Annotated in this window: 18 protein-coding genes; 14 read left to right on the forward strand and 4 right to left on the reverse strand. The window is 63.1% G+C overall.

Annotation, left to right across the window (positions count from 1 at the left end; all coding sequences use genetic code 11):
- Positions 1–10 precede the first annotated feature (10 nt).
- From DEM27_RS17525 to DEM27_RS17540, 4 genes are read left to right on the forward strand one after another with little or no spacing between them, the layout of a single operon-like run.
- Positions 11–1,630: a phytoene desaturase family protein gene (locus tag DEM27_RS17525; RefSeq protein WP_109459525.1), complete on the forward strand. Its 1,620-nt coding sequence runs from the start codon at positions 11–13 to the stop codon at positions 1,628–1,630.
- The gene (locus DEM27_RS17530) at positions 1,617–3,188 is read left to right on the forward strand and encodes a phytoene desaturase family protein (RefSeq protein ID WP_109459526.1); all 1,572 of its coding nucleotides are present in this window, start codon (positions 1,617–1,619) and stop codon (positions 3,186–3,188) included. The genes DEM27_RS17525 and DEM27_RS17530 overlap by 14 nt, the downstream gene beginning before the upstream one ends.
- Positions 3,185–4,405: an aminomethyl transferase family protein gene (locus tag DEM27_RS17535; protein WP_109459527.1), complete on the forward strand. Its 1,221-nt coding sequence runs from the start codon at positions 3,185–3,187 to the stop codon at positions 4,403–4,405. Before DEM27_RS17530 ends, DEM27_RS17535 begins: the two co-directional genes overlap by 4 nt.
- Positions 4,405–4,662, forward strand: a complete 258-nt coding sequence (locus DEM27_RS17540) for a hypothetical protein (protein WP_109459528.1) — start codon at positions 4,405–4,407, stop codon at positions 4,660–4,662. The genes DEM27_RS17535 and DEM27_RS17540 overlap by 1 nt, the downstream gene beginning before the upstream one ends.
- A gap of 6 nt (positions 4,663–4,668) precedes the next feature.
- On the opposite strand, the gene DEM27_RS17545 is transcribed toward DEM27_RS17540, so the two are convergent.
- The 3 genes from DEM27_RS17545 to DEM27_RS17555 are packed head-to-tail and all read right to left on the reverse strand — an operon-like array spanning position 4,669 to position 7,402.
- On the reverse strand, positions 4,669–5,874 hold the full coding sequence (locus tag DEM27_RS17545) for a pyridoxal phosphate-dependent aminotransferase (protein WP_109459529.1): 1,206 nt from the start codon (positions 5,872–5,874) through the stop codon (positions 4,669–4,671).
- 5 nt (positions 5,875–5,879) lie between these two features.
- On the reverse strand, positions 5,880–6,527 hold the full coding sequence (locus DEM27_RS17550; RefSeq protein WP_109459530.1) for a TetR family transcriptional regulator C-terminal domain-containing protein: 648 nt from the start codon (positions 6,525–6,527) through the stop codon (positions 5,880–5,882).
- Positions 6,524–7,402: a dimethylarginine dimethylaminohydrolase family protein gene (locus DEM27_RS17555; protein WP_109459531.1), complete on the reverse strand. Its 879-nt coding sequence runs from the start codon at positions 7,400–7,402 to the stop codon at positions 6,524–6,526. The genes DEM27_RS17550 and DEM27_RS17555 overlap by 4 nt, the downstream gene beginning before the upstream one ends.
- Before the next feature lie 219 nt (positions 7,403–7,621).
- Between DEM27_RS17555 and DEM27_RS17560 the strand changes: the two genes are divergently transcribed.
- From DEM27_RS17560 to DEM27_RS17580, 5 genes are all read left to right on the forward strand, one after another.
- Positions 7,622–8,395, forward strand: a complete 774-nt coding sequence (locus DEM27_RS17560) for an ABC transporter ATP-binding protein (protein ID WP_109459532.1) — start codon at positions 7,622–7,624, stop codon at positions 8,393–8,395.
- A 31-nt stretch (positions 8,396–8,426) separates the two neighbouring features.
- Positions 8,427–9,206, forward strand: coding sequence for a transporter substrate-binding domain-containing protein (locus tag DEM27_RS17565; protein ID WP_109459533.1), 780 nt, complete (start codon positions 8,427–8,429; stop codon positions 9,204–9,206).
- 119 nt (positions 9,207–9,325) lie between these two features.
- Positions 9,326–10,057 (forward strand): ABC transporter permease, encoded by a 732-nt coding sequence (locus DEM27_RS17570; protein ID WP_109459534.1) that lies wholly within the window; start codon positions 9,326–9,328, stop codon positions 10,055–10,057.
- Positions 10,054–10,869, forward strand: a complete 816-nt coding sequence (locus tag DEM27_RS17575; protein ID WP_109459535.1) for an ABC transporter permease — start codon at positions 10,054–10,056, stop codon at positions 10,867–10,869. Before DEM27_RS17570 ends, DEM27_RS17575 begins: the two co-directional genes overlap by 4 nt.
- A gap of 1 nt (position 10,870) precedes the next feature.
- Positions 10,871–12,034 (forward strand): M20 aminoacylase family protein, encoded by a 1,164-nt coding sequence (locus DEM27_RS17580; RefSeq protein WP_245445901.1) that lies wholly within the window; start codon positions 10,871–10,873, stop codon positions 12,032–12,034.
- 49 nt (positions 12,035–12,083) lie between these two features.
- On the opposite strand, the gene DEM27_RS17585 is transcribed toward DEM27_RS17580, so the two are convergent.
- Entirely contained in the window at positions 12,084–12,266 is a 183-nt protein-coding gene (locus DEM27_RS17585) for a hypothetical protein (RefSeq protein ID WP_109459536.1), read from the reverse strand.
- A 635-nt stretch (positions 12,267–12,901) separates the two neighbouring features.
- Between DEM27_RS17585 and DEM27_RS17595 the strand changes: the two genes are divergently transcribed.
- The 5 genes from DEM27_RS17595 to DEM27_RS17615 all read left to right on the forward strand — a co-directional run bounded on the left by DEM27_RS17595 (position 12,902) and on the right by DEM27_RS17615 (position 20,126).
- A complete protein-coding gene (locus DEM27_RS17595) occupies positions 12,902–14,677 on the forward strand; it encodes a putative bifunctional diguanylate cyclase/phosphodiesterase (protein ID WP_109459538.1) in 1,776 nt (591 codons plus the stop codon).
- A gap of 136 nt (positions 14,678–14,813) precedes the next feature.
- The gene (locus DEM27_RS17600; RefSeq protein WP_109459539.1) at positions 14,814–16,415 is read left to right on the forward strand and encodes a peptide ABC transporter substrate-binding protein; all 1,602 of its coding nucleotides are present in this window, start codon (positions 14,814–14,816) and stop codon (positions 16,413–16,415) included.
- 69 nt (positions 16,416–16,484) lie between these two features.
- The gene (gene oppB, locus DEM27_RS17605; protein ID WP_109459540.1) at positions 16,485–17,408 is read left to right on the forward strand and encodes an oligopeptide ABC transporter permease OppB; all 924 of its coding nucleotides are present in this window, start codon (positions 16,485–16,487) and stop codon (positions 17,406–17,408) included.
- A complete protein-coding gene (locus tag DEM27_RS17610) occupies positions 17,401–18,519 on the forward strand; it encodes an ABC transporter permease (RefSeq protein WP_109459541.1) in 1,119 nt (372 codons plus the stop codon). The genes oppB and DEM27_RS17610 overlap by 8 nt, the downstream gene beginning before the upstream one ends.
- Before the next feature lie 2 nt (positions 18,520–18,521).
- Positions 18,522–20,126 carry an ABC transporter ATP-binding protein gene (locus DEM27_RS17615; protein WP_109459542.1) on the forward strand — a complete coding sequence of 535 codons (1,605 nt, stop codon included), beginning with the start codon at positions 18,522–18,524 and terminating at the stop codon, positions 20,124–20,126.
- Positions 20,127–20,180 lie beyond the last annotated feature (54 nt).

The following is a 20,180-nucleotide window of genomic DNA, read 5'->3' on the forward strand; positions in this document are numbered from 1 at the left end:
GGGGTGACGGATGAAGATCTACGATGCCATCATCATCGGCGGAGGCCATAACGGTCTGGTGACAGCCGGGTACCTGCAGCGGGCGGGACTGGAAACCGTGGTCGTCGAAAAGAATCCCTGGGTCGGCGGCGCAGCCACCAGCCGGGAGCTGACGCCGGGTTTCCTCTATTCCAACTGTTCTTATGTCTGCAGCCTTTTCCGCCCGGAGATCATGCGTGATCTGGAGTTGCCGAAACACGGGCTGCAGATCATTTCTTACGAAGGCGGCGCCGTCTTCACCCGCGACGGCGATTATCTTGCCTCCTACCGCGACCACGACGCCCACCGGCGGGAATTCGCCCGCTATTCGGCCCGCGACGCGGAAAGCTACGAGCGTTACGCCCGCGACGTTACCCGCCAGTGCCGCTTCATCCAGCCGCTGTTGATGCGCACCGCGCCCGATCCCTTCTCGTGCAAGCCGCGCGATATCGGCGAGCTTCTTTACCTGGCTAAGAAATTCGGTGAATTCAGCCCGGCCGAGATGGCGGCGACGCTGCGGTTCTGGACCATGTCGATCGCCGACTTCCTCGACGAATATTTCGAGACCGATGTCATCAAGGCCTATCTGGCACTGTCCGGCATCATCGGAACGGCGCTAGGGCCGATGTCGCCGGGCACGGCCTACGTGCTGCTGCACCATTACATGGGCGAGGTCGACGGCTCGGTCGGCGCCTGGGGTTATGCCCGCGGCGGCATGGGGGCGGTGACGAAGGCGCTTGCCTCGTCCTTCCTGGCGGCGGGCGGTGTGATCCGCACCGGGTCGGAGGTCGACAAGGTCATCGTCGAGGGCGGCCGTGCCGTTGGCATCGCGCTCGCCAATGGCGACGAGGTGCGCGCCCGCATGGTGGTCTCCAATGCCGACGTCAAGCGCACCTTCCTGAAGCTGGTCGAGCCGAAGGAACTGCCGGAACCCTTCCTGCACCGGGTCAAGCATTTCAAGATGCGCGGCTCCTCCGGCAAGGTGAACATCGCGCTCGACAGCCTGCCGGAATTTCCCGCCTTGCCGGAAGGGTCGCAATGCATGCGCGGCGACATGCATTTCACCGATTCCATCGAGCGCATGGAACGCGCCTACGACGACTGGAAGGCCGGCCGCTGGTCCGCCGATCCTTTCCTCGACATGATGATCCCCACGACGCTCGACCCGACCATGGCGCCAGCAGGCAAACATTTCATGAGCTGTTTCGTGCAATATTGTCCGCCCAAGGTGGAAGGCCGCGACTGGACGGATGCCGACCGGGATGCCTTCGCCGAAACCGTCATCAAGCAGATCTCCGATTATTCGCCCGGCTTTCGCGACCGCATTATCCATATGGAAGTGCGTACGCCGCGCGAGATCGAGCAGGAAGTCGGCCTCACCGAAGGCAATATCTTCCAGGGCGAACTGACCTTCGACCAGCTTCTGTTCAACCGGCCGGTGCCGGGTTACGCGCAATATCGCAGCCCGATCCAGGGTCTCTATATCTGCGGCTCCTCCACCCATCCGGGCGGCGGCGTCATGGGGGCGCCGGGCCGCAATGCCGCCGCCGAAATCCTCCGCGACCTCGACAGGTCCCGTTCGCATATGAGTGCCGCCCATGACGTCCTTTGACACCATCATCATCGGCGCCGGGCACAACGGTGTCGTTGCCGCCGGCTTCCTGGCAAAGAGCGGCCGCAAGGTTCTGGTGCTGGAAGCGGCGGACACCGCCGGCGGCGGCGCCCGCACCGTCGAATTCGCGCCGGGGTTCCGGGCGAGCGGTCTGGCGCATGTGGTCAACCGGCTGCATCCGCAGGTCATGTCCAGCCTCAAGCTCGACCGGACATTGTTCGAAGGCGAAGCGGTGCCGACACTGGCGCTCGATGCGCAGCGCGGCCCCGCCGTGCTGCACGGCGGTTATGGCGAGACGCTGGAAGGGGTGAGCGAAACGGAAGCCGGAGCCTTCGCCGCCATGCGCAAAAAGCTGCTGCTGCAGGCGGGCGTGCTGAAATCCTTCCTGACACGCAAGCCGCCGCGGCCGGGAGACATCGGCTTGGGCGACGCCTTGCAACTCGGCCTCACCGGCCTCAGCCTGCTGCGCCACGGCCGGCAGGAGGCCCGCGATTTCGCCCGCATGCTGCTGATGAACGTCGCCGATATCGCCGACGAATATCTCACCGATGATCGCCTGAAAGGTCTGATCGCCTTCGATGCGACGCTCGGCATCCATCTCGGGCCGCGCTCGCCGACATCGCTGCTCGGCCTCTTCTATCGCCTGACCGGCGAGGTTCTGGGTCAGGCCGGCGGCCAATACCTGCCGAAAGGCGGCATGGGCACGCTGGCGCGGGCACTCGAAACGGCCGCCATCGCCGCCGGCGCCCGTCTCCGCTTCTCGTCACCCGTCGCGCAAATCTTGACGGAAAAGGGCAGTGCGATCGGCGTCGTCCTGAAGAATGGTGAAGAACTGCGCGCTACGGAGGTGGTGTCGGCCATCCATCCGGTGACGACGTTGCAGACATTCCTGCCGGCAGGCGAGATCGATACGGGCCTTTCCCGCAGCCTCCGGCATATCCGCAGCAAGGGCAATGTCGCCAAGCTGCATCTGGCGCTCGATCGCGTGCCGGTCTTTACCGGCGTGTCGCTGAAGGATCAGCGCGGCAGGCTGGTGATCGCGCCTTCGGTCGATCACGTGGAAAATGCCTTCAACCCGGCGAAATATGGCGCATTCTCCGCCGATCCGGTGATGGAAATCACCCTGCCGAGCATGGGCGATCTCAGCCTGGCCCCACCGGGCGCCTGCGTGCTCTCGGCACTGGTGCAATATGCCCCCTACGATCTGAAGGAAGGCTGGGAAAACGGCAAGCCGCGTTTCCTCGAAACGATCCTTTCGACCATCGAGCGTTACGCGCCAGATATCCGCAGCTCGATCGTCGCCGCCGAACTTCTGGTGCCGCCGGACATCGAGGCGCGTTACCGTTTGCCGGGCGGACACTGGCACCATGGAGAGCTTCAGGCCGACCAACTCCTCATCAACCGGCCGACCTTCGCCTTATCCGGCTACGAAACGCCGGTGGAGGGTCTTTACCTCTGCAGCGCCGGCTCGCATCCGGGCGGCGGCCTCTCCGGCGTGCCGGGCATGAATGCCGCCCGCCACATCATCGCCGCGTCGAAGGCAAGGAGCCGCCGATGACCCTCGATCTCGCCACCCGCAAGGCCGCGCAGCCGCATTTCCATACGCTGCTGCTCGAATCGCCGTTCCACGAGCGGCTTGCCGCGCTCGACAAGACCAACGACTGGTACGGCTGGGCCGGCCACAAAGCGCCGCATGCGCTCGACGACGAGGAGTTGGAATATTTCGCCATCCGCTCCACCGCCGCCGTCTTCGATATCTCGCCGATGACGAAATATCGCATCACCGGCCCCGGCGCCGTCGCCTTCCTCGACCGGCTGACGGTGCGCAACGTCGCAAAACTCGGTATCAACCGCGTGCATTACACCGCCTGGTGCGACGATCACGGCCATGTGCTCGACGACGGCACGCTGTTCCGGCTCGGCGAGAGCGAGTTCCGGCTCTGCTGCCAGGAACGCCATCTGCCCTGGCTTCTCGACAGCGCCGAGGGTTTTGCGGTCGATATCCGCGAAGAGACCGGCGAGGTCGCCGGGCTGGCGCTGCAGGGGCCGACATCCTACGCCATCCTGAAGGAGGCGGGCTTTGCCGGCGTCGAGGCACTGAAACCCTTCCAGATCGGCGGTTTTGCCCATGAGGGCTGCACCGTCACCATCTCGCGCACCGGCTTTACCGGCGATCTCGGCTACGAACTCTTCGTTCCCCGCGCGCTGGCCCTGTCGCTCTGGGACCGGCTTTTCGAAGCGGGAAAATTTTTGGGCATCCGCGCCATCGGCTACACCGCGCTCAACCGCGCCCGCATCGAAGCCGGCTTCATCGTCGCCAACGCCGATTTCATGACCGCGGAAACGGCCTTGCGCGGCAACCGCCTGCGCCTGCCGGACGAAATCGGCCTCGACTGGATGATCGACCTGGAAAAGCCGAATTTCAACGGCCGCCGCGCCATCATGGCGGCACGCGCCGGGAAGACGCTCAAGCACATCCTCGTCGGCATGGAAATCGACGGCAACGTGCCGCCGGAGCATGCGCTGGTCTATCACAACAAACGCCGCGAGGTGGGCATCGTCACAGCCGCCATCTGGTCGCCGCTCGCCAAGCGCAATATCGCCATCGCCAGCCTTGAACGCCCCTATGGCGAACGCATCCAGGACGGCCTCTGGGTGGAAATCTACGCCCTGCGCGAGCTGCAATATCAAAAGCTGATGAAACGTGCCCGCATCGTACCGCGGCCCTTCGTGACGCTTGCCCGCCGCAGCGCCAATCCGCCGGGCCTGTTTTGATGGCAGGGCCAGGGGAGGAAGGCGACGAGGACCTCTGGGCGCAGGTCAGGACGCCCGTCGGGCAAGCCTGGTCCGGCCGCGCCCGGTATGCCGCCGCCATGGAATTTTACCAGCGTGGCGAGATGAGCGCCGAAACGCTCGAAATCTACCGCATCTGTTGCCGGCTCGATAACGAGAACCCGCTCGACGTGCTGCGCCGCTGGAAGGTCGGCGCCGACTGGCTCGCCCGGCTTTCCGCGGACGAGCCGACACGCTGAAACGGATCAGGCCGACAGGCTGCGTTGCTGCGGATTGCGATTGGCGGCGAGTTCGCCTGCAAGCTTTGCCATGCGCTCCATCGCGGTGGCGAGTTTTTCGTCGGCCACCGTCAGCGACACGCGCACGAACCCTTCCGCCTGCTCGCCGAACGAACTGCCGGGCATGACAGCCACTTTTTCCGTCTTGAGAAGCTCCCAGGCGAAGGCGTCACCGCTGAGGCCGGTGGCAGTGATGTCGATGACGATGAACATGCCGCCTTCCGGCATCACCGGCCGCAGCACGTTCGAGCCCGACAGCGCCGTCTTCACCACATTGGCGCGGCGGCGGTAGTTTTCGCGCATGATCGAGGCGGTTTCGAACGGCTGAGAGATCGCCATCGCCGTCATGTCGGCGATGAAGGGCTGTACGCCGAACAGCATGGTTTCCGACACCGGCAGCAGCCGGTCACAGAATTCCTCCGGGCCGGCCGCCCAGCCGCTGCGGAAGCCGGGGGCTGCATGCGACTTGGAGATGGACGAAACGACGATGGTACGTTCGGCAAGCGACGGAATGTCGAAAGGTGAAGCGAAGGCCTTATCCAGCACCAGCTCTTCATAGACCTCATCGCAGACGAGCCAGAGATCGTGGCGGCGGCAGATATCGCCGAGGGCGGCGATTTCTTCGCGGCTCAGGACGGCGCCGGTCGGATTGTGCGGCGTGTTGAGCAGCAGAACCCGGGCATTCGGCGTGATCGCCTTTTCCAGGTCTTCCGGCTGCATGTGGAAATTCTTCTCCGGCCGGAGCGGCACGGGGATCATGTGCGCGCCGGTGGAGGCGATGACGCCTTCATAGGTGGCATACAGCGGATCGCCGACCAGCACGCCGTCGCCGGCCTCGACGAGGCCGAGCATGACGGCAAACAGTGCCGTCTGCGTGCCGGGGAAACACAGGATGTTGCGTTCGGTGACGCCGGCGCGCCGCTTGCCGTATTTCTGCACCAGCGCGGCAACGACGCCCGGTTCGCCGCGGCCGTTGGAATAGCGCGTGCGGCCGGCATGCATGGCGCGGCTGCATTCGTCGAGAAGCGCCGGATCGGGTGCGATATCCGGCTCGCCGATGGTCAGTTCGATGATATCGGCGCCGGCCGTGGCCATGCGCCGGGCCTCCAGATGCACGGCCCATTTGCCGGACCCCAGATGTTCGAGCCGGTTGGTGATCGATGCGTAACGCATGACGTCTATCCTTTGTTGGTGTCCTCGAGGCCGCCCGTGGGCAGGCCGAGCATGGCTTCCACCGAACGCAGCGCCACCTGCGCCAATTCGGTCTCATCGAACATGTCGGCAGCCAGCGAGCCCTCGATCCAGAGCCCGTCGATCAGGCCGTTGATGGCGATCGATTGCGCCCGGCATTCCGCCGCACTCGGCACCCGCCCCATCTCCTTGAGGAAATCGGCGAGCAACGTTTCGAGCGCCTGGCGGAAAACCAGGTAGTTTTCCTTATGGATCGCGCCGAACACCGGATCGAGCCTGACATGGCCGATGAAACCGGCCCACAGCGACAGCGTGCGCGGATCGGTGACCGGCGGCGTCAGATTGGCGACGATAAAGCTGCGCAACCGCGTTCTGGCATCGCCCCTTGCCGAATCCGCCGCATCGATCGCCGCTTTGGTCATGCCCATCATGGTTTCGCGGTAGGCGGCCTGGACCATCTGGTCCTTGCTGGCGAAATAATGCCGGATCAGCCCGCCCGTGACACCGGCGCGGGTGGCGATCTGGCGCACCGTCGCGCCCTGCACGCCGAATTCGGCGATGCAGTCAAGCGTCGCGGCGATCAGGTCCTGCCGCCGCTCCGTTTCGCTGGCCCGGTGAAAGGCGCGGCGGCTCATGCGGCACGCCGGAGGATCGGCCGGGTGAGGCAGGTCGGCCCGCCCTCGCAGGCGATGCACAGGGCGTCGGCCTCGAAGGTTTCGACCGTGCAGCCTTCCGCTTCCATGGCTGCCTTGGTGCCGGGGAAACCGGCGACCATGATGACGTTGCGCGGGCTGGTCGGCAGGACGTTGAGGTTGAGGCCGCTGCTTTCAGCAAATTCCTCTTCCGGCGCGTGGATCAGCTTGATACCCTTGTCCTGCAGCAGGAAATAGAAGGCGGCCGGCATCAGCGGCGCATGCACCAGTGCCAGGTCGTCGGCGAGCGGGCTGATCACCGACATCAGGTGCAGACAGGCCTCCGCGCCCTGCCACAGCGGCAGGTCGAAACCGAGCACGGTGATACCGTGCGGCGCCAGAAGCGCGGCGACCTGATCGATACCCGACTGGTTGGAACGCACACCGCGACCGATCACCAGTGTCTTGGCATCCACCCAGACGCAATCACCCGATTCCACCGTACCCGGCGCTTCCAGCCGGCCAAGGATCGGCACGCCGGCGCGCGTATACGCTTCCTCGTGCAGGGCCGGCTCCGCCAGGCGCAGCTTCTTGCCCATGCGCAGGATGACGGCGCCATGATCGGTAACGAAGGACGGGTCCTGGGTGAACATCGAATCGGCAAGACCGTCGCCATCGTCTTCCATCCAGACGATTTCCGTACCGGATTTTTCGACGAGCCGCGCGAACTCGGCATATTGGGCGATGGCGCGGTCGGCGTCGAAGGTCGGGCCGTAATGCCAGGCCTTCGGATCGGCGGCCTTCAAGCTCTTGCCCGGCCGACGCATCAAAACCCTGCGCAACTGCGTCGACATCGCCTGCGAACCGAAAGCACCCATTCGAAAACTCCCCGGAGAACGGCCGGCCAAGAATAAAACCGCCAAATTTGTGAAGATGCGAATTATTATACGCTTGAATAATTTTCGTACAAGTGCAAAACTCCCTGTCATCACGGTTGTGAAACCAGCGGCACGAGCCGGAAAATCGAACGATAAGCTGGACGGGAACAGTGCAATCAGCAACCGGGCGATGACTGCCCGGCCGAGGCGGATCTCTTCATGACGGATTCGGCGCAAGCCATTGAAATATCCAATCTTCACAAGCGGTTCGGTCCTCTTGAAGTTCTCAAGGGCGTTTCGCTGACAGCCAATCAGGGCGATGTGATCGCCATCATCGGCGGCTCGGGTTCGGGCAAATCCACCTTCCTGCGTTGTATCAATCTCCTGGAGCTGCCGAGCGCCGGCACCGTCACCATCCATGGCGAAACCATCGCCATGAAGAGCGACGGCCATGGCGGCCTGATGCCATCGAACCGCAGGCAGGTGCAGCGTATCCGTACCCAGCTCGGCATGGTGTTCCAGAGCTTCAACCTCTGGCAACACATGACGGTGCTGCAGAATGTCATCGAGGTGCCGGTGCATGTGCTCGGCATGCCGAAGGACAAGGCGGTCGAGATCGGCGAAGCCCTGCTGCGCCGCGTCGGCCTCTATGAAAAGCGCGACGCCTATCCCGCCTTCCTTTCCGGCGGCCAGCAGCAGCGCGCCGCGATCGCCCGCGCGCTCGCCATCCAGCCGCTGGTCATGCTGTTCGACGAACCGACCTCGGCGCTCGACCCGGAACTGGTCGGCGAAGTTCTCACCGTCATCGGCGACCTCGCCAAGGAAAAACGCACGATGATCCTGGTGACGCACGAGATGAAGTTCGCGCGCGAAGTCGCCAGTCATGTCGTCTTCCTGCACAACGGCCTTATCGAGGAACAGGGGCCGCCGGCCGAAATGTTCGGCGCACCGAAATCCGAGCGGCTGAAAAAATTCATCAGCTCGATCCACTAACCAAACGAACCAACAAGAAAAGGGGAAAACAATGAAGAACATTCTCAAGGCCCTCACGGTGGCGGTCGCGCTCGGCGCAGCACCCTTCAGCGCCGCCATGGCCGAACAGGTCAAGCTCGGCTTTGCAGCGGAACCCTATCCGCCGTTCACCTCGCCCGACGCCAACGGCAAGTGGGTCGGCTGGGAAGTCGAATTCGCCGACGCCATCTGCAAGGAAGCCAAGCTCGATTGCGTCATCACGCCCGTCGCCTGGGACGGCATCATCCCGGCGCTGACCAGCAAGAAGATCGACATGATCGTCGGCTCCATGTCGATCACCGAGGAACGCCTCAAGACGATCGACTTCTCCGACAAATATTACAACACCCCGACCGGCCTGATCGGCCCGAAGGACCAGACCTTTGACGCCAAGCCGGAAAGCCTGGCCGGCAAGGTGATCGGCGTTCAGGTCTCGACCATCCACCAGGCCTATGCGACCCATTATTTCGGTGCCAAGGGTGCCGAGATCAAGGAATACCAGACGCAGGACGAAGCCAACCAGGATCTCGCCGCCGGCCGTCTCGATGCCGTCCAGGCCGACTCGATCGCGCTCGACGCTTTCCTGAAGTCAGAAGCCGGCGCCTGCTGCGATCTCAAGGGTTACGTCGAAGACGATCCGGCCATCCTCGGACTTGGCGTCGGCGTCGGCCTGCGCAAGGAAGACGGCGCGCTGAAGGAAAAGATCAACGCCGCCATCAAGGCGATCCGCGCCAACGGCACCTACGACACCTTCTCCAAGAAGTATTTCGACTTCGACGTCTACGGCAAGTAACGCCACCGTTTTCGCCCTGCCGGCAGACGACTGCCGGCAGCGGCCGAAAGCCTGGTGTTTGACGTCCCGGCGGCTTTCCGCCCTCCGGCGCGTTTCCAACGTCCCATCGGATTCTTCTTATGGCTGCTTCATCCGCGACGATGTTCGACCTCAGCCTGTTGTCACTGTCGGCCCCCGGCTGGGGCGGCGTGATGCTGGGCGGCTTCGTCAGATCTCTTGAGCTTGCGATCGGCGGCTATTGCCTCGGTATCGTCCTCGGTATCGGCGGCGCCTTCGGCAAGCTGTACGGCGGCCCCATCCTGCGCGACCTGCTGGAGGTCTACACGACCCTGATCCGCGCCGTGCCGGAACTGGTGCTCATCCTGCTGCTTTATTATGCCGGCACCGACGCGGTGAACCAGCTGATCGGGCTGTTCAACTACGGCCCGGTCGATATCAACGGCCTCGTCGCCGGCATCTTCGTCATCGGCGTGGTGCAGGGCGCCTATTCGACGGAAGTGCTGCGCGGCGCGATCAAGGCGGTGCCGCCCGGCCAGATCGAGGCGGCCCGCGCCTACGGCATGCCGCCCTTCCAGGTGCTGCGCCGCGTCACCCTGCCGGCAATGCTGCCCTACGCCATTCCGGGCCTCTCCAATCTCTGGCTGATCGCCACCAAGGATACGGCGCTGCTCGCCGTCGTCGGATTCAGCGAATTGACGCTGGTGACGCGCCAGGCGGCCGGCTCGACCAAGGCCTATATGATGTTTTTCCTGGCGGCCGGCGTTCTCTACCTGCTCCTGACACTCGTCTCCAACGTCGTCATCGGCATCATCGAGCGCCGCGCGCGCCGCGGCATGGCGGATCCGGTATGAGCGAACACGTGCCCGCCCTGCCCGTCTACACCCCGCCGAAGGCCCGCAGCCTGCTGGAGCCGCACCGGCTGTTCCTGATCGCCGTCTTCGCCGTCATCATCTTCTGCATCGTCTGGTTCATGCGCTGGGACTGGATCCCGCAATATCAGGGCCGGCTGCTCTACGGCATCGGCCAGACGCTGATCCTTTTGTTTTCGACGGCGATCGCCGGTTTCCTGTTTGCCGTGCCGCTCGGCCTGGTGCAGGTTACCGGACCGCGTCCGCTCGCCTGGCTTGCCAAGGGCTTCTGCACGCTGATCCGCGGCACGCCGCTGCTCTTGCAGCTCTGGCTGATCTATTACGGCCTCGGCTCGATCTTCGCGCAATATCCGGAGATCCGGCAATCCTTCCTCTGGCCTTATCTGCGCCAGGCCTGGCCTTACGGCTTCGTGACGCTGATGATTTCGTTTGCCGCCTATGAAGGCGAAGTCATGCGCGGCGCCTTTGCCGGCGTGCCCAAAGGCGAGATCGAGGCCGCCAAGGCGTTCGGCATGCGCCGCTTCACGCTGTTTCGCCGCATCTGGCTGCCGCGTGCCATCCATCGCGCCCTGCCGACGCTGACCGGCGAAACCGTGCTGCAGCTGAAATCGACGCCCCTGGTGGCGACCATCACCGTCATCGATGTTTACGCGGTGATTTCCAAGGTAAGGCAGGATACCTATCTGACCTATGAGCCGCTATTGCTGCTGGCGCTCATCTACCTGTGCCTGACCGGCATGATGATTGTGGCGTTCCGTTTCGTGGAAAACCGCATTCCAACCCGTGGTGCGTGACATGACCTATCAATTTCCGAATACCATGCCCGATCTCGTGGCGACCCGCCATTATCTCCACCAGTATCCGGAGATCGGCCTTTCGGAATTCAAGACCGCCGATTTCATCGCCGAACAGCTGACCGCCATGGGCTACGAGGTCACCCGCGGCCTGGCCAAGACCGGCATCGTCGCGACGCTGAAGAACGGCACGTCGGGCAAATCCGTCGGCATCCGCGCCGATATCGACGCGCTGCCGATCGTCGAGGAGACCGGCGCCGACTATGCCAGCAAACATCCCGGCATCATGCATGCCTGCGGCCATGACGGCCACACGACCATGCTGCTCGGCGCGGCCAAGATGATCGCCGAGCGGCGGAATTTCGACGGCACCATCCACCTGATCTTCCAGCCGGCCGAAGAAAACTTCGGCGGCGCCAAGATCATGATCGAGGAAGGCCTGTTCGAGCGCTTCCCCTGCGATGCCGTGTTCGGGCTGCACAACGATCCCGGCATTCCCTTCGGCCAGTTCGCCCTGCGTAACGGCCCGATCATGGCGGCGGTCGACGAATGCCGCATCCGCATCAACGGCAAGGGCGGCCATGGCGCCGAGCCGCAGGAAACCGCCGATCCGATCGTCGCCGGCGCCAGCATCGTCATGGCGCTGCAGACCATCGTTTCGCGCAACATCCATCCGCTGGAGCCGGCGGTCGTCACCGTCGGCTCGTTCCATGGCGGCACGGCGAGCAACATCATTCCCGGTCATGTCGACATCGTCGTCGGCATCCGCTCCTACGATCCGAAAACGCGCGACGAACTGGAGCGCCGCATCACGCTGATCGCCGAACGGCAGGCCGAAAGCTACCGCATGACCGCCAGCGTCGATTACCAGCGCAGCTACAGCGCCACGGTCAACCACACGGAAGAAACGGATTTCCTGCGCCAGGTGGCAAGGAAATTCGCCGGCGAGGACAAGGTGGTCGAACTCGCCCGCCCGTTCATGGGCAGCGAGGATTTCGCTTACATGCTGGAAAAGCGGCCGGGGAGCTATTTCTTCCTGGGCACGCAGCGGACGCCGCACGATCCGCAACTGCACCACCCGAAATTCGATTTCAACGACGACATCCTGCCGATCGGCGCCGCCTTCTGGGTGGAACTCGCCGAAGCCTGGCTGCCGGCGAAATAGACGCAAGAGTTTCGGCCGTCGAAAGTCGGCCGAAACTAGCTGGAACTAGTCAGGGGAAAACACCACAGACCACGGCTGCGACGAACAGGAAAGCGGCAACGAACAATCCGTTGTTCAGCAAGGTCACGAACTTCTGGCGCCGGGTAAACACACGGCCGCGGACGGGCTGCTTCGGGCTGATGACAGTCTGGTAATGTGCCATGGATTCCTCCGATGCATCGATGTTCGACATCAGTTCTCCGGTTTTTCTCGCAGGCAACGAACGACCATGCCGATCGTTCCCGCTATTCTCTTATTCATAGAGTATCTCTATCGCTTTTATAGAGATAATTTTCCGTCTTCCTGACACGGAGGGGAAAATTCACCCGATCGGCAAGGAAAAGGCACTCAATAAAAGACGTGCCATGGCCAGAGCATAGGCCGTTCTTCGTCGTCTTTGTGTGTTCCATTCCCGGTCGTTTCGAAAACCGGCTTCGCCTTCCTGGCCTTTGCCGGTGCCGGCACTGCAGCGTCCGGCGAAACGGGATACGGAGACAGATAACCAAGGGTCAGTCCACCGAGATAGAACATAAGCACCTCTTTCAAGCGATCTCCAATGACACAATCATGCCATATTTGGGACCGGAGTCAACTATGTCTAGTCTTTTTGTCGATAATTAATATGCCGCTAACCATCCTGGATAACCAAAAAGAACAGCCTGAAATTGAATCTTCGAAATCGGCCGCACGCCTTAGCAATTCAGGATTTAAAGCGATCGGCATACTCTCTCAAAGCCGCTGCAAAGCATGGCAAAGAAGGTTTCCTTAACGGACTTCCCGCACCATGCCTGCCGATAACCATGACGCAATCCGCCGCAGAGTCCCCTCATGAACCCGGTTCGGTCCGAGCGAGAATTCCAGAACATCTTCCGTCGATTGCAACTCGCACTTGAATCCTCGCGGATCGGCGTCTGGGAGCACGACCCGCAAACCGACGAGGTCCTGTGGGACCTGCAGATGCATGCCCTGTACCAGACGGGGCGCACCGACCCGATCGTGCATGCCGACGACTGGACGAAGGCGCTTCATCCCGACGACACTCAAAAAGCGATGGCGGATTTCACCCAGGCCGTGGCGCACAAGGGCGCCTATTCCTCCGATTTCCGCATCGTGCTGCCGAACGGCGACATCAGGCACATCCGCTCCCGTGCCCATTATTTCGAGGAGGCCGGCCGCGCCACCCTGATCGGCGCCGAGTGGGACATCACCGCCGACATCCACCTCAACCGCGAACTGACGCTGCAGAAAGCCATCGCCGAAAGGCGGGCCATCGCGCTGGAGCGCAGCCACGCGCAGATCGAACATGCTGCCGACCACGATTACCTGACCGGCCTTCCCAACCGCCGCTATTTCGACCGGCGGCTTGCCGAACTGTGCGAAGGCGGGAGAGCGCGCAGCCTGGCGATCCTGCATATCGATCTCGACAATTTCAAAGCCGTCAACGACACCCACGGCCATGCCGCCGGCGATGCGGTGCTGATGGCGACGGCACAGATCCTGCGCAACGCCGCGCCGGCAGGCAGCTTCGCCTCGAGGGTCGGCGGCGACGAGTTCATCCTCATGCTGCCGGATTTCGGATCGACCGACGAGGCCATGGCGCTGGCTCGCGCTCTGGCCCGCCGGCACAAGGCGGGCGTGATGCATGACGGCACGCTGCTGAAAACCAGCCTCTCCATCGGTCTCGCCTGGACGACGGACGGGAACACCGCGTCGCTTCTGGCCGATTCCGACATCGCCCTTTATGCCGCCAAGAAGAACGGCCGCGGCCGGATCGAACGCTTCCTGCCGGCCATGAAAGAGCAACTGATCCGCGAGCGCCTTTTGACCGAGCAGTTGAAGCAGGGCCTGGAGAATGGCGACCTCGTTCCTTATTACCAGGTGCAGGTCGATGCCCGCACGCGCGCCGTGGTGGCGATGGAGGCATTGGTCCGCTGGCAGCATCCGGAGCATGGCTTGCTCCTGCCTGAAGCCTTCCTGGACATTGTCGCCGACGGCGACCTCGCCGCTCAACTTGACGAAACCGTCCTGCTTCGGGTTCTCGCCGATCGCCTTGTTTGGCAATCCGCGGGAATTGCCGTGCCGCGAATCTCCATCAACATCTCCGCCGGCCGGCTCGCCGAACCCAGCCTGCTGCAGCAGCTCGCCAAGCTGCATATCGAACCGGATGCCATAAGTTTCGAATTGCTGGAAACCATCTTTCTCGACGAACTCGACGATACAGCGCTCTCCAATATCCAGAAGCTGAAGCATATGGGTATCGATGTCGAGTTCGACGATTTCGGCTCGGGCCATGCCTCCATCGTCGGTCTCGTCAAGCTGAAGCCCAAGCGTCTCAAAATAGACCGGCGGCTGGTGTTTCCGATTGTCGCCTCGGCGGAACAGACCAGCCTGGTCAGTTCTATCGTCGACATCGCCAGGACGCTGAATATCGAAGTCATCGCAGAAGGCGTGGAAACGCTGGAACATGCCGAGATACTGGCCGATCTCGGTTGTCAGATCCTCCAGGGTTATGCGATTGCCTTTCCGTTGTCGGCCGTCGATCTCGGCGCCTATCTCCGCCAGCACGGCAAGCAGGCTGCGCTGGCGGTGCTGCACGACACCTGACCGCAAACTTTTTGCGTGAATTATTCGAACCTAAATCACCCATACATTTGTAAATGCACTATAAAGATGCTTGCCTTCGCACGCGATTTCGCCTTCTCTTGGGTTTCCACAACTGAAAATAAAAAGGGGAGAAACCATGAAGGCATTCACGTTCAATCGTCATGTTGCGGCCCTGCTGCTCGGCTCGATGCTGATCGGCGCCAGTCCGGCGCTGGCCGAAACCGTCCTTCATCGCGGCAATGCCGGCGAGCCGCAGACGCTCGACCAGGCGCACACCTCCATCAACATCGAGGAATTCATCCTCAAGGATCTCTATGAAGGCCTGACGATCTACGACGCCGGCGGCAAGATCGTGCCCGGCGCGGCGGAAAGCTGGACGGTCTCCGACGACGGCACCGTCTATACCTTCAAGCTGCGCGACAACGGCAAGTGGTCGGACGGCTCGCCGGTGACGGCGGACGACTTCGTCTTCTCCTTCCAGCGTGTCGAGGATCCGAAGACGGCTGCCGGCTACGCCAACATCCTCTATCCCGTGAAGAATGCCGAAAAGGTCAACAAGGGCGAAGTCGCCGTCGACCAGCTCGGCATCAAGGCCGTCGACGCCAGGACGCTGGAAATCACCCTGGAGCGCCCGACACCCTTCTTCCTCGAACTTTTGGCGCACCAGACGGCGCTGCCGGTCAGCAAGGCAAGCGTCGAGAAGAACGGCGCCGACTTCGTCAAGCCCGGCATCATGGTGTCGAACGGCGCCTTCAAGCTCGTCAGCCACGTGCCGAACGACAATCTTGTCGTCGAGAAGAATCCGAACCACTGGGACGCCGCCAACGTCAAGCTGGACAAGGTGATCTTCTATCCGATCGACGACCAGGCCGCCTCGATCCGCCGCTTCGAGGCCAAGGAGATGGACCTCGTCTACAATTTCTCGGCCGACCAGATCGATCGCCTGCGCACGGCTTACAACAGCCAGGTGCACGTCTCGCCGACGCTCGCCACCTATTATTACGCCTTCGACACCCGCAGCGAACCCTATAGCGACGTCCGCGTGCGCCGGGCGCTGTCCATGGCCGTCGACCGCGACTTTCTGGCCAAGGAAATCTACAGCGGCTCGCAGATCCCGGCCTACTCCATGGTGCCGCCCGGCATCGAGAGTTACGGCGAACCGTCGCGGGCCGATTTCGCCGGAGACTCGCAGCTGGATCGCGAGGACAAGGCCGTCGCCCTGATGAAGGAAGCCGGCTACGGCGAAGGCGGCAAGCCGCTCGCCATCGAGATCCGCTACAACACCAACCCGAACCACGAGCGGGTCGCCACCGCCGTCGCCGACATGTGGAAGAACACCTTCGGCGCCACCGTGACCATGGTCAATCTCGACGTCTCCTCGCATTACGCCTACCTGCAGGAAGGCGGCAAGTTCAACGTCGCCCGCGCCGGCTGGGTGGCGGATTACGCCGATGCCGAAAACTTCCTGGCGCTCAGCGTCAGCACCAACAAGACCTTCAACTACGGCAGCTTCAACAATCCCGAATTCGACGCCCTCATGAAAAAATCCTATGAGGAACGCGATCCGGCCGCTCGCTCGAAGGTGCTGCATGAGGCGGAAGCCCTGCTGATGCAGGAACAGCCGGTCGCGCCGCTGCTCACCCAGGCCGATCTCTGGATGGTCTCCGACCGCGTCAAGGGCTGGGAAGACAACGCCGCCAACCAGCATCTCAGCCGCTTCCTGAGCGTTTCCGAATAATCAGGACCCTTTTGGCGCACGGCCGGTCGACGTCTGTGCGCCAACCCGGGAGAGTGCGGGAGCGCCGCCATGATTTCCTTCGTGCTGCGACGGCTGGCGAGCGCCGTGCCAACGCTGTTCATCGTCGTCACCATCTCATTCTTCCTGATGCGATTCGCGCCGGGCGGTCCCTTCAACCTCGAACGGCCGCTGCCGCCGGCGACGATGGCCAACCTGGTCCGGACCTACCAGCTCGACCAGCCGCTGTGGCGGCAATACCTCACCTATCTCGGCAATGCGGTGACCGGCGATTTCGGCCCGAGCTATATCTACAAGGACAACAGCGTCGCCGAGCTGATCGGCAAGGGCCTGCCCTATTCCATCGAACTCGGCTTCTACGCCCTGCTCCTGGCACTCATCGGCGGCGTGCTGGCCGGGACGATCGCTGCCCTTCGGCAGAACAGCACGCTCGATTTCACCATCATGTCTCTGTCGACCATCGGCGTCACCGTGCCGAATTTTGTCATCGGACCCGTCCTGACGCTCATCTTCGCCGTCTTCCTGTCGCTGTTGCCCGCCGGCGGCTGGGGCGACGGGTCGCTGCGTTTTCTCATCCTGCCGATGATCGCGCTGGCCTTGCCGCAACTCGCCGTCTTCGCGCGGCTGACGCGGGGCTCGATGATCGAGGCGCTGCACACCGATCACATCCGCACCGCCCGCGCCTACGGCCTGCCGCCGCGGGTCGTCGTCGTCACCCATGCGATGCGCGCAGCCATGCTGCCGGTGGTTTCTTACCTGGCACCCTGCGCCGCAGCGCTGCTGACCGGCTCGGCCGTGGTCGAGACGATCTTCACCATTCCCGGTGTCGGCCGCTATTTCGTGCTCGGCGCCCTCAACCGCGACTATACGCTGGTGATGGGCACGGTGGTGCTGATCGCCATCTTCGTCATCCTCTTCAACCTTGTGGTCGATATCCTCTACGGCCTGCTGGATCCGAGGGTTCGCCATGACTGACGCGGCCGCCCCCCGTTCCGTCAAGAGCCGCAGCCTCGTGCAGCTTGCCGCGTTGCGCTTCCGGCGCAACAAGCCGGCACTCGGCGGCCTGATCATGCTTGCCCTGGTCGCCCTGTTCTCCTTTGCCGGTCCTTCCGTCATCGGCCACAGCTACGACCAGGTCTTCCCCTCCTATGTCTCGGTGCCGCCGAGCCTCGAACCGCGGCCGCAGGCCGATACGCTGAAGGACGTGATGGAGAGCGTGGCGACGCGCGCCCGCGTTTCGCTGAAGGAATTTACCGTCGACGGCAACAGTTTTGCCGCTACCGTCACCGCCGAACAGCCGATCGATCCGCGCACGACGCGCTACTTCGACCGCGCCAACGAATTCGACAACACCGAAGTCGCCGCCACCGAAGACGACGGCCGCACGCTGAAACTGACCGGCACCGTGGCACGCGAATATTTCCTGTTCGGCACCGACAGCAACGGCCGCGACCTGCTCGCCCGCGTCATGCTCGGCGGTCAGATCTCGCTTTCCGTCGGCCTGCTGGCGAGCCTCGTTTCGCTGACCATCGGCGTGCTCTACGGCTCGATCTCCGGTTATCTCGGCGGACGCGTCGACAATGTCATGATGCGTTTCGTCGAAATCCTCTATTCGCTGCCCTTCGTTTTCCTCGTGGTGGTGCTCGTCGTCTTTTTCGGCCGCAGCTTCATCCTGATCTTCCTGGTGATCGGCGCGGTGGAGTGGCTGGACATGGCCCGCATCGTCCGCGGCCAGACGCTGGCGCTGAAACGGCGCGAATTCGTCGGTGCCGCCCAGGCGCTCGGCCTTAGCGACTGGCAGATCATTCGCCGGCACATCATTCCCAATACCATCGGTCCGGTGGTGGTTTTCGTTACGGTGGTGGTGCCGAAGGTCATCCTGCTCGAAAGCTTCCTGTCCTTCCTCGGCCTCGGGGTGCAGGCGCCGCTGACGAGCTGGGGCGTGCTGATCGCCGAAGGCGCCAACAACATGCAGTCGGCGCCCTGGCTGCTGATCTTCCCTGCCATCTTTTTCGTCGTCACGCTGTTTTCGCTGAATTTCGTCGGCGACGGCCTTCGCGACGCGCTTGATCCGAAGGACCGCTGACGATGAGCGAAAACCGCGAAACCATCCTTTCGGTCAGGGATCTCACCGTCACCTTCACCACGCCGGACGGTCCGGTCGAGGCGGTCAAGGGCATCGACCTCGATGTGCGGGCCGGAGAAACGCTCGCCGTCGTCGGCGAATCCGGTTCAGGCAAGAGCCAGACGATGATGGGCATCATGGGATTGCTTGCTAAAAACGGCAGCGCCACCGGTTCGGCCCGCTATCGCGGCAGGGAATTGATCGGCCTCGACACCAAGGCCTTGAACCAGGTGCGCGGCGCCAGGGTCACCATGATCTTCCAGGAGCCGATGACCTCGCTCGATCCGCTCTACACCATCGGCCGCCAGATCGCCGAGCCGCTCGTCCACCATCGCGGCTTGAGTTTCAGGCAGGCGCGCGCCCGCGCCCTGGAACTGCTCGACCTCGTCGGCATTCCCGAGCCGGCGCGGCGCATCGACAGCTATCCGCACGAAATGTCCGGCGGCCAGCGCCAGCGCGTGATGATCGCCATGGCGCTCGCCAACGAGCCGGACCTCTTGATCGCCGACGAACCGACCACGGCGCTCGACGTGACCATCCAGGCGCAGATCCTCGATCTCCTGCGTTTGCTGCAGCAACGCTTCGGCATGGCGATCATCCTGATCACCCACGATCTCGGCGTGGTGAAGCATTTTGCCGACCGCGTCGTGGTCATGCGCCGCGGCGAGGTGGCGGAGGAAGGAAGCGCCGAAGACATCTTCCAGCGGCCAAAGGCCGATTATACGAAAATGCTGCTGGCCGCCGAGCCGTCCGGCCACAAGCAGCCGGTCGCAGCCAGCGCACCGGTGATCCTCGAAGGCCGCGGCGTCACCGTCGATTTCAGCCTCGCCCGCGGCTTCCTGCTGCGCAAGAACAATGGCATGCTGCGGGCGGTCGATCATGTCGACCTGACGCTCCGGCAAGGCCAGACGATCGGCATCGTCGGCGAATCCGGCTCAGGAAAGTCGACGCTCGGGCGGGCGCTGCTGCGCCTGATTGCCAGCGACGGCGCCTACCGTTTCGAAAAGCAGGATATTTCCAAATTCGACCGCGCCGCCATGCGGCCGTTGCGCAAGGAGCTGCAGCTGGTTTTCCAGGACCCTTACGGTTCCCTGTCGCCCCGCCAGACGGTCGGCGAGATCATCACCGAAGGCCTGCTCGTCCACGCCCCCGATATCGACAGGATCGAACGCGACCGGCGCGCGGCAGAAGCCTTGCGGGAAGTCCATCTCGACCCGGCGGCACGCAACCGCTATCCGCACGAATTCTCCGGCGGCCAGCGCCAGCGCATCGCCATCGCCCGCGCCATGATCCTCAAGCCGAAGGTGGTGATCCTCGACGAGCCGACCTCGGCGCTCGACCGCTCCGTCCAGAGCCAGGTGATCGCGCTCTTGCGCGAGCTGCAGGCGGCGCACGACCTGTCCTACGTCTTCATCAGCCACGACCTCGCCGTCGTGAAAGCCATGGCGGATTACGTCGTGGTGATGAAAAGCGGCAGGATCGTCGAGGAGGGAGAAACCGAAGCGATCTTCCACCATCCGCAGGAGGCCTACACCAAGGCGCTGATCGGCGCTGCCTTCACGCACTGAGCCGCGACCGCGCACCGGCCAACCTGTCCGGCGCCGATCTCCGGAAGACAATGA

Origin of the sequence: Rhizobium album (assembly GCF_003122325.1) — a bacterium.
Taxonomy (GTDB): domain Bacteria; phylum Pseudomonadota; class Alphaproteobacteria; order Rhizobiales; family Rhizobiaceae; genus Metarhizobium; species Metarhizobium album.

Coding starts and splice junctions, on each gene's coding strand:
- DEM27_RS17525 (WP_109459525.1), top strand. CDS start 11: ATGAAGATCTACGATGCCATCATCATCGGCGGAGGCCATAACGGTCTG.
- DEM27_RS17530 (WP_109459526.1), top strand. CDS start 1,617: ATGACGTCCTTTGACACCATCATCATCGGCGCCGGGCACAACGGTGTC.
- DEM27_RS17535 (WP_109459527.1), top strand. CDS start 3,185: ATGACCCTCGATCTCGCCACCCGCAAGGCCGCGCAGCCGCATTTCCAT.
- DEM27_RS17540 (WP_109459528.1), top strand. CDS start 4,405: ATGGCAGGGCCAGGGGAGGAAGGCGACGAGGACCTCTGGGCGCAGGTC.
- DEM27_RS17545 (WP_109459529.1), bottom strand. CDS start 5,874: ATGCGTTACGCATCGATCACCAACCGGCTCGAACATCTGGGGTCCGGC.
- DEM27_RS17550 (WP_109459530.1), bottom strand. CDS start 6,527: ATGAGCCGCCGCGCCTTTCACCGGGCCAGCGAAACGGAGCGGCGGCAG.
- DEM27_RS17555 (WP_109459531.1), bottom strand. CDS start 7,402: ATGGGTGCTTTCGGTTCGCAGGCGATGTCGACGCAGTTGCGCAGGGTT.
- DEM27_RS17560 (WP_109459532.1), top strand. CDS start 7,622: ATGACGGATTCGGCGCAAGCCATTGAAATATCCAATCTTCACAAGCGG.
- DEM27_RS17565 (WP_109459533.1), top strand. CDS start 8,427: ATGAAGAACATTCTCAAGGCCCTCACGGTGGCGGTCGCGCTCGGCGCA.
- DEM27_RS17570 (WP_109459534.1), top strand. CDS start 9,326: ATGGCTGCTTCATCCGCGACGATGTTCGACCTCAGCCTGTTGTCACTG.
- DEM27_RS17575 (WP_109459535.1), top strand. CDS start 10,054: ATGAGCGAACACGTGCCCGCCCTGCCCGTCTACACCCCGCCGAAGGCC.
- DEM27_RS17580 (WP_245445901.1), top strand. CDS start 10,871: ATGACCTATCAATTTCCGAATACCATGCCCGATCTCGTGGCGACCCGC.
- DEM27_RS17585 (WP_109459536.1), bottom strand. CDS start 12,266: ATGTCGAACATCGATGCATCGGAGGAATCCATGGCACATTACCAGACT.
- DEM27_RS17595 (WP_109459538.1), top strand. CDS start 12,902: ATGAACCCGGTTCGGTCCGAGCGAGAATTCCAGAACATCTTCCGTCGA.
- DEM27_RS17600 (WP_109459539.1), top strand. CDS start 14,814: ATGAAGGCATTCACGTTCAATCGTCATGTTGCGGCCCTGCTGCTCGGC.
- oppB (WP_109459540.1), top strand. CDS start 16,485: ATGATTTCCTTCGTGCTGCGACGGCTGGCGAGCGCCGTGCCAACGCTG.
- DEM27_RS17610 (WP_109459541.1), top strand. CDS start 17,401: ATGACTGACGCGGCCGCCCCCCGTTCCGTCAAGAGCCGCAGCCTCGTG.
- DEM27_RS17615 (WP_109459542.1), top strand. CDS start 18,522: ATGAGCGAAAACCGCGAAACCATCCTTTCGGTCAGGGATCTCACCGTC.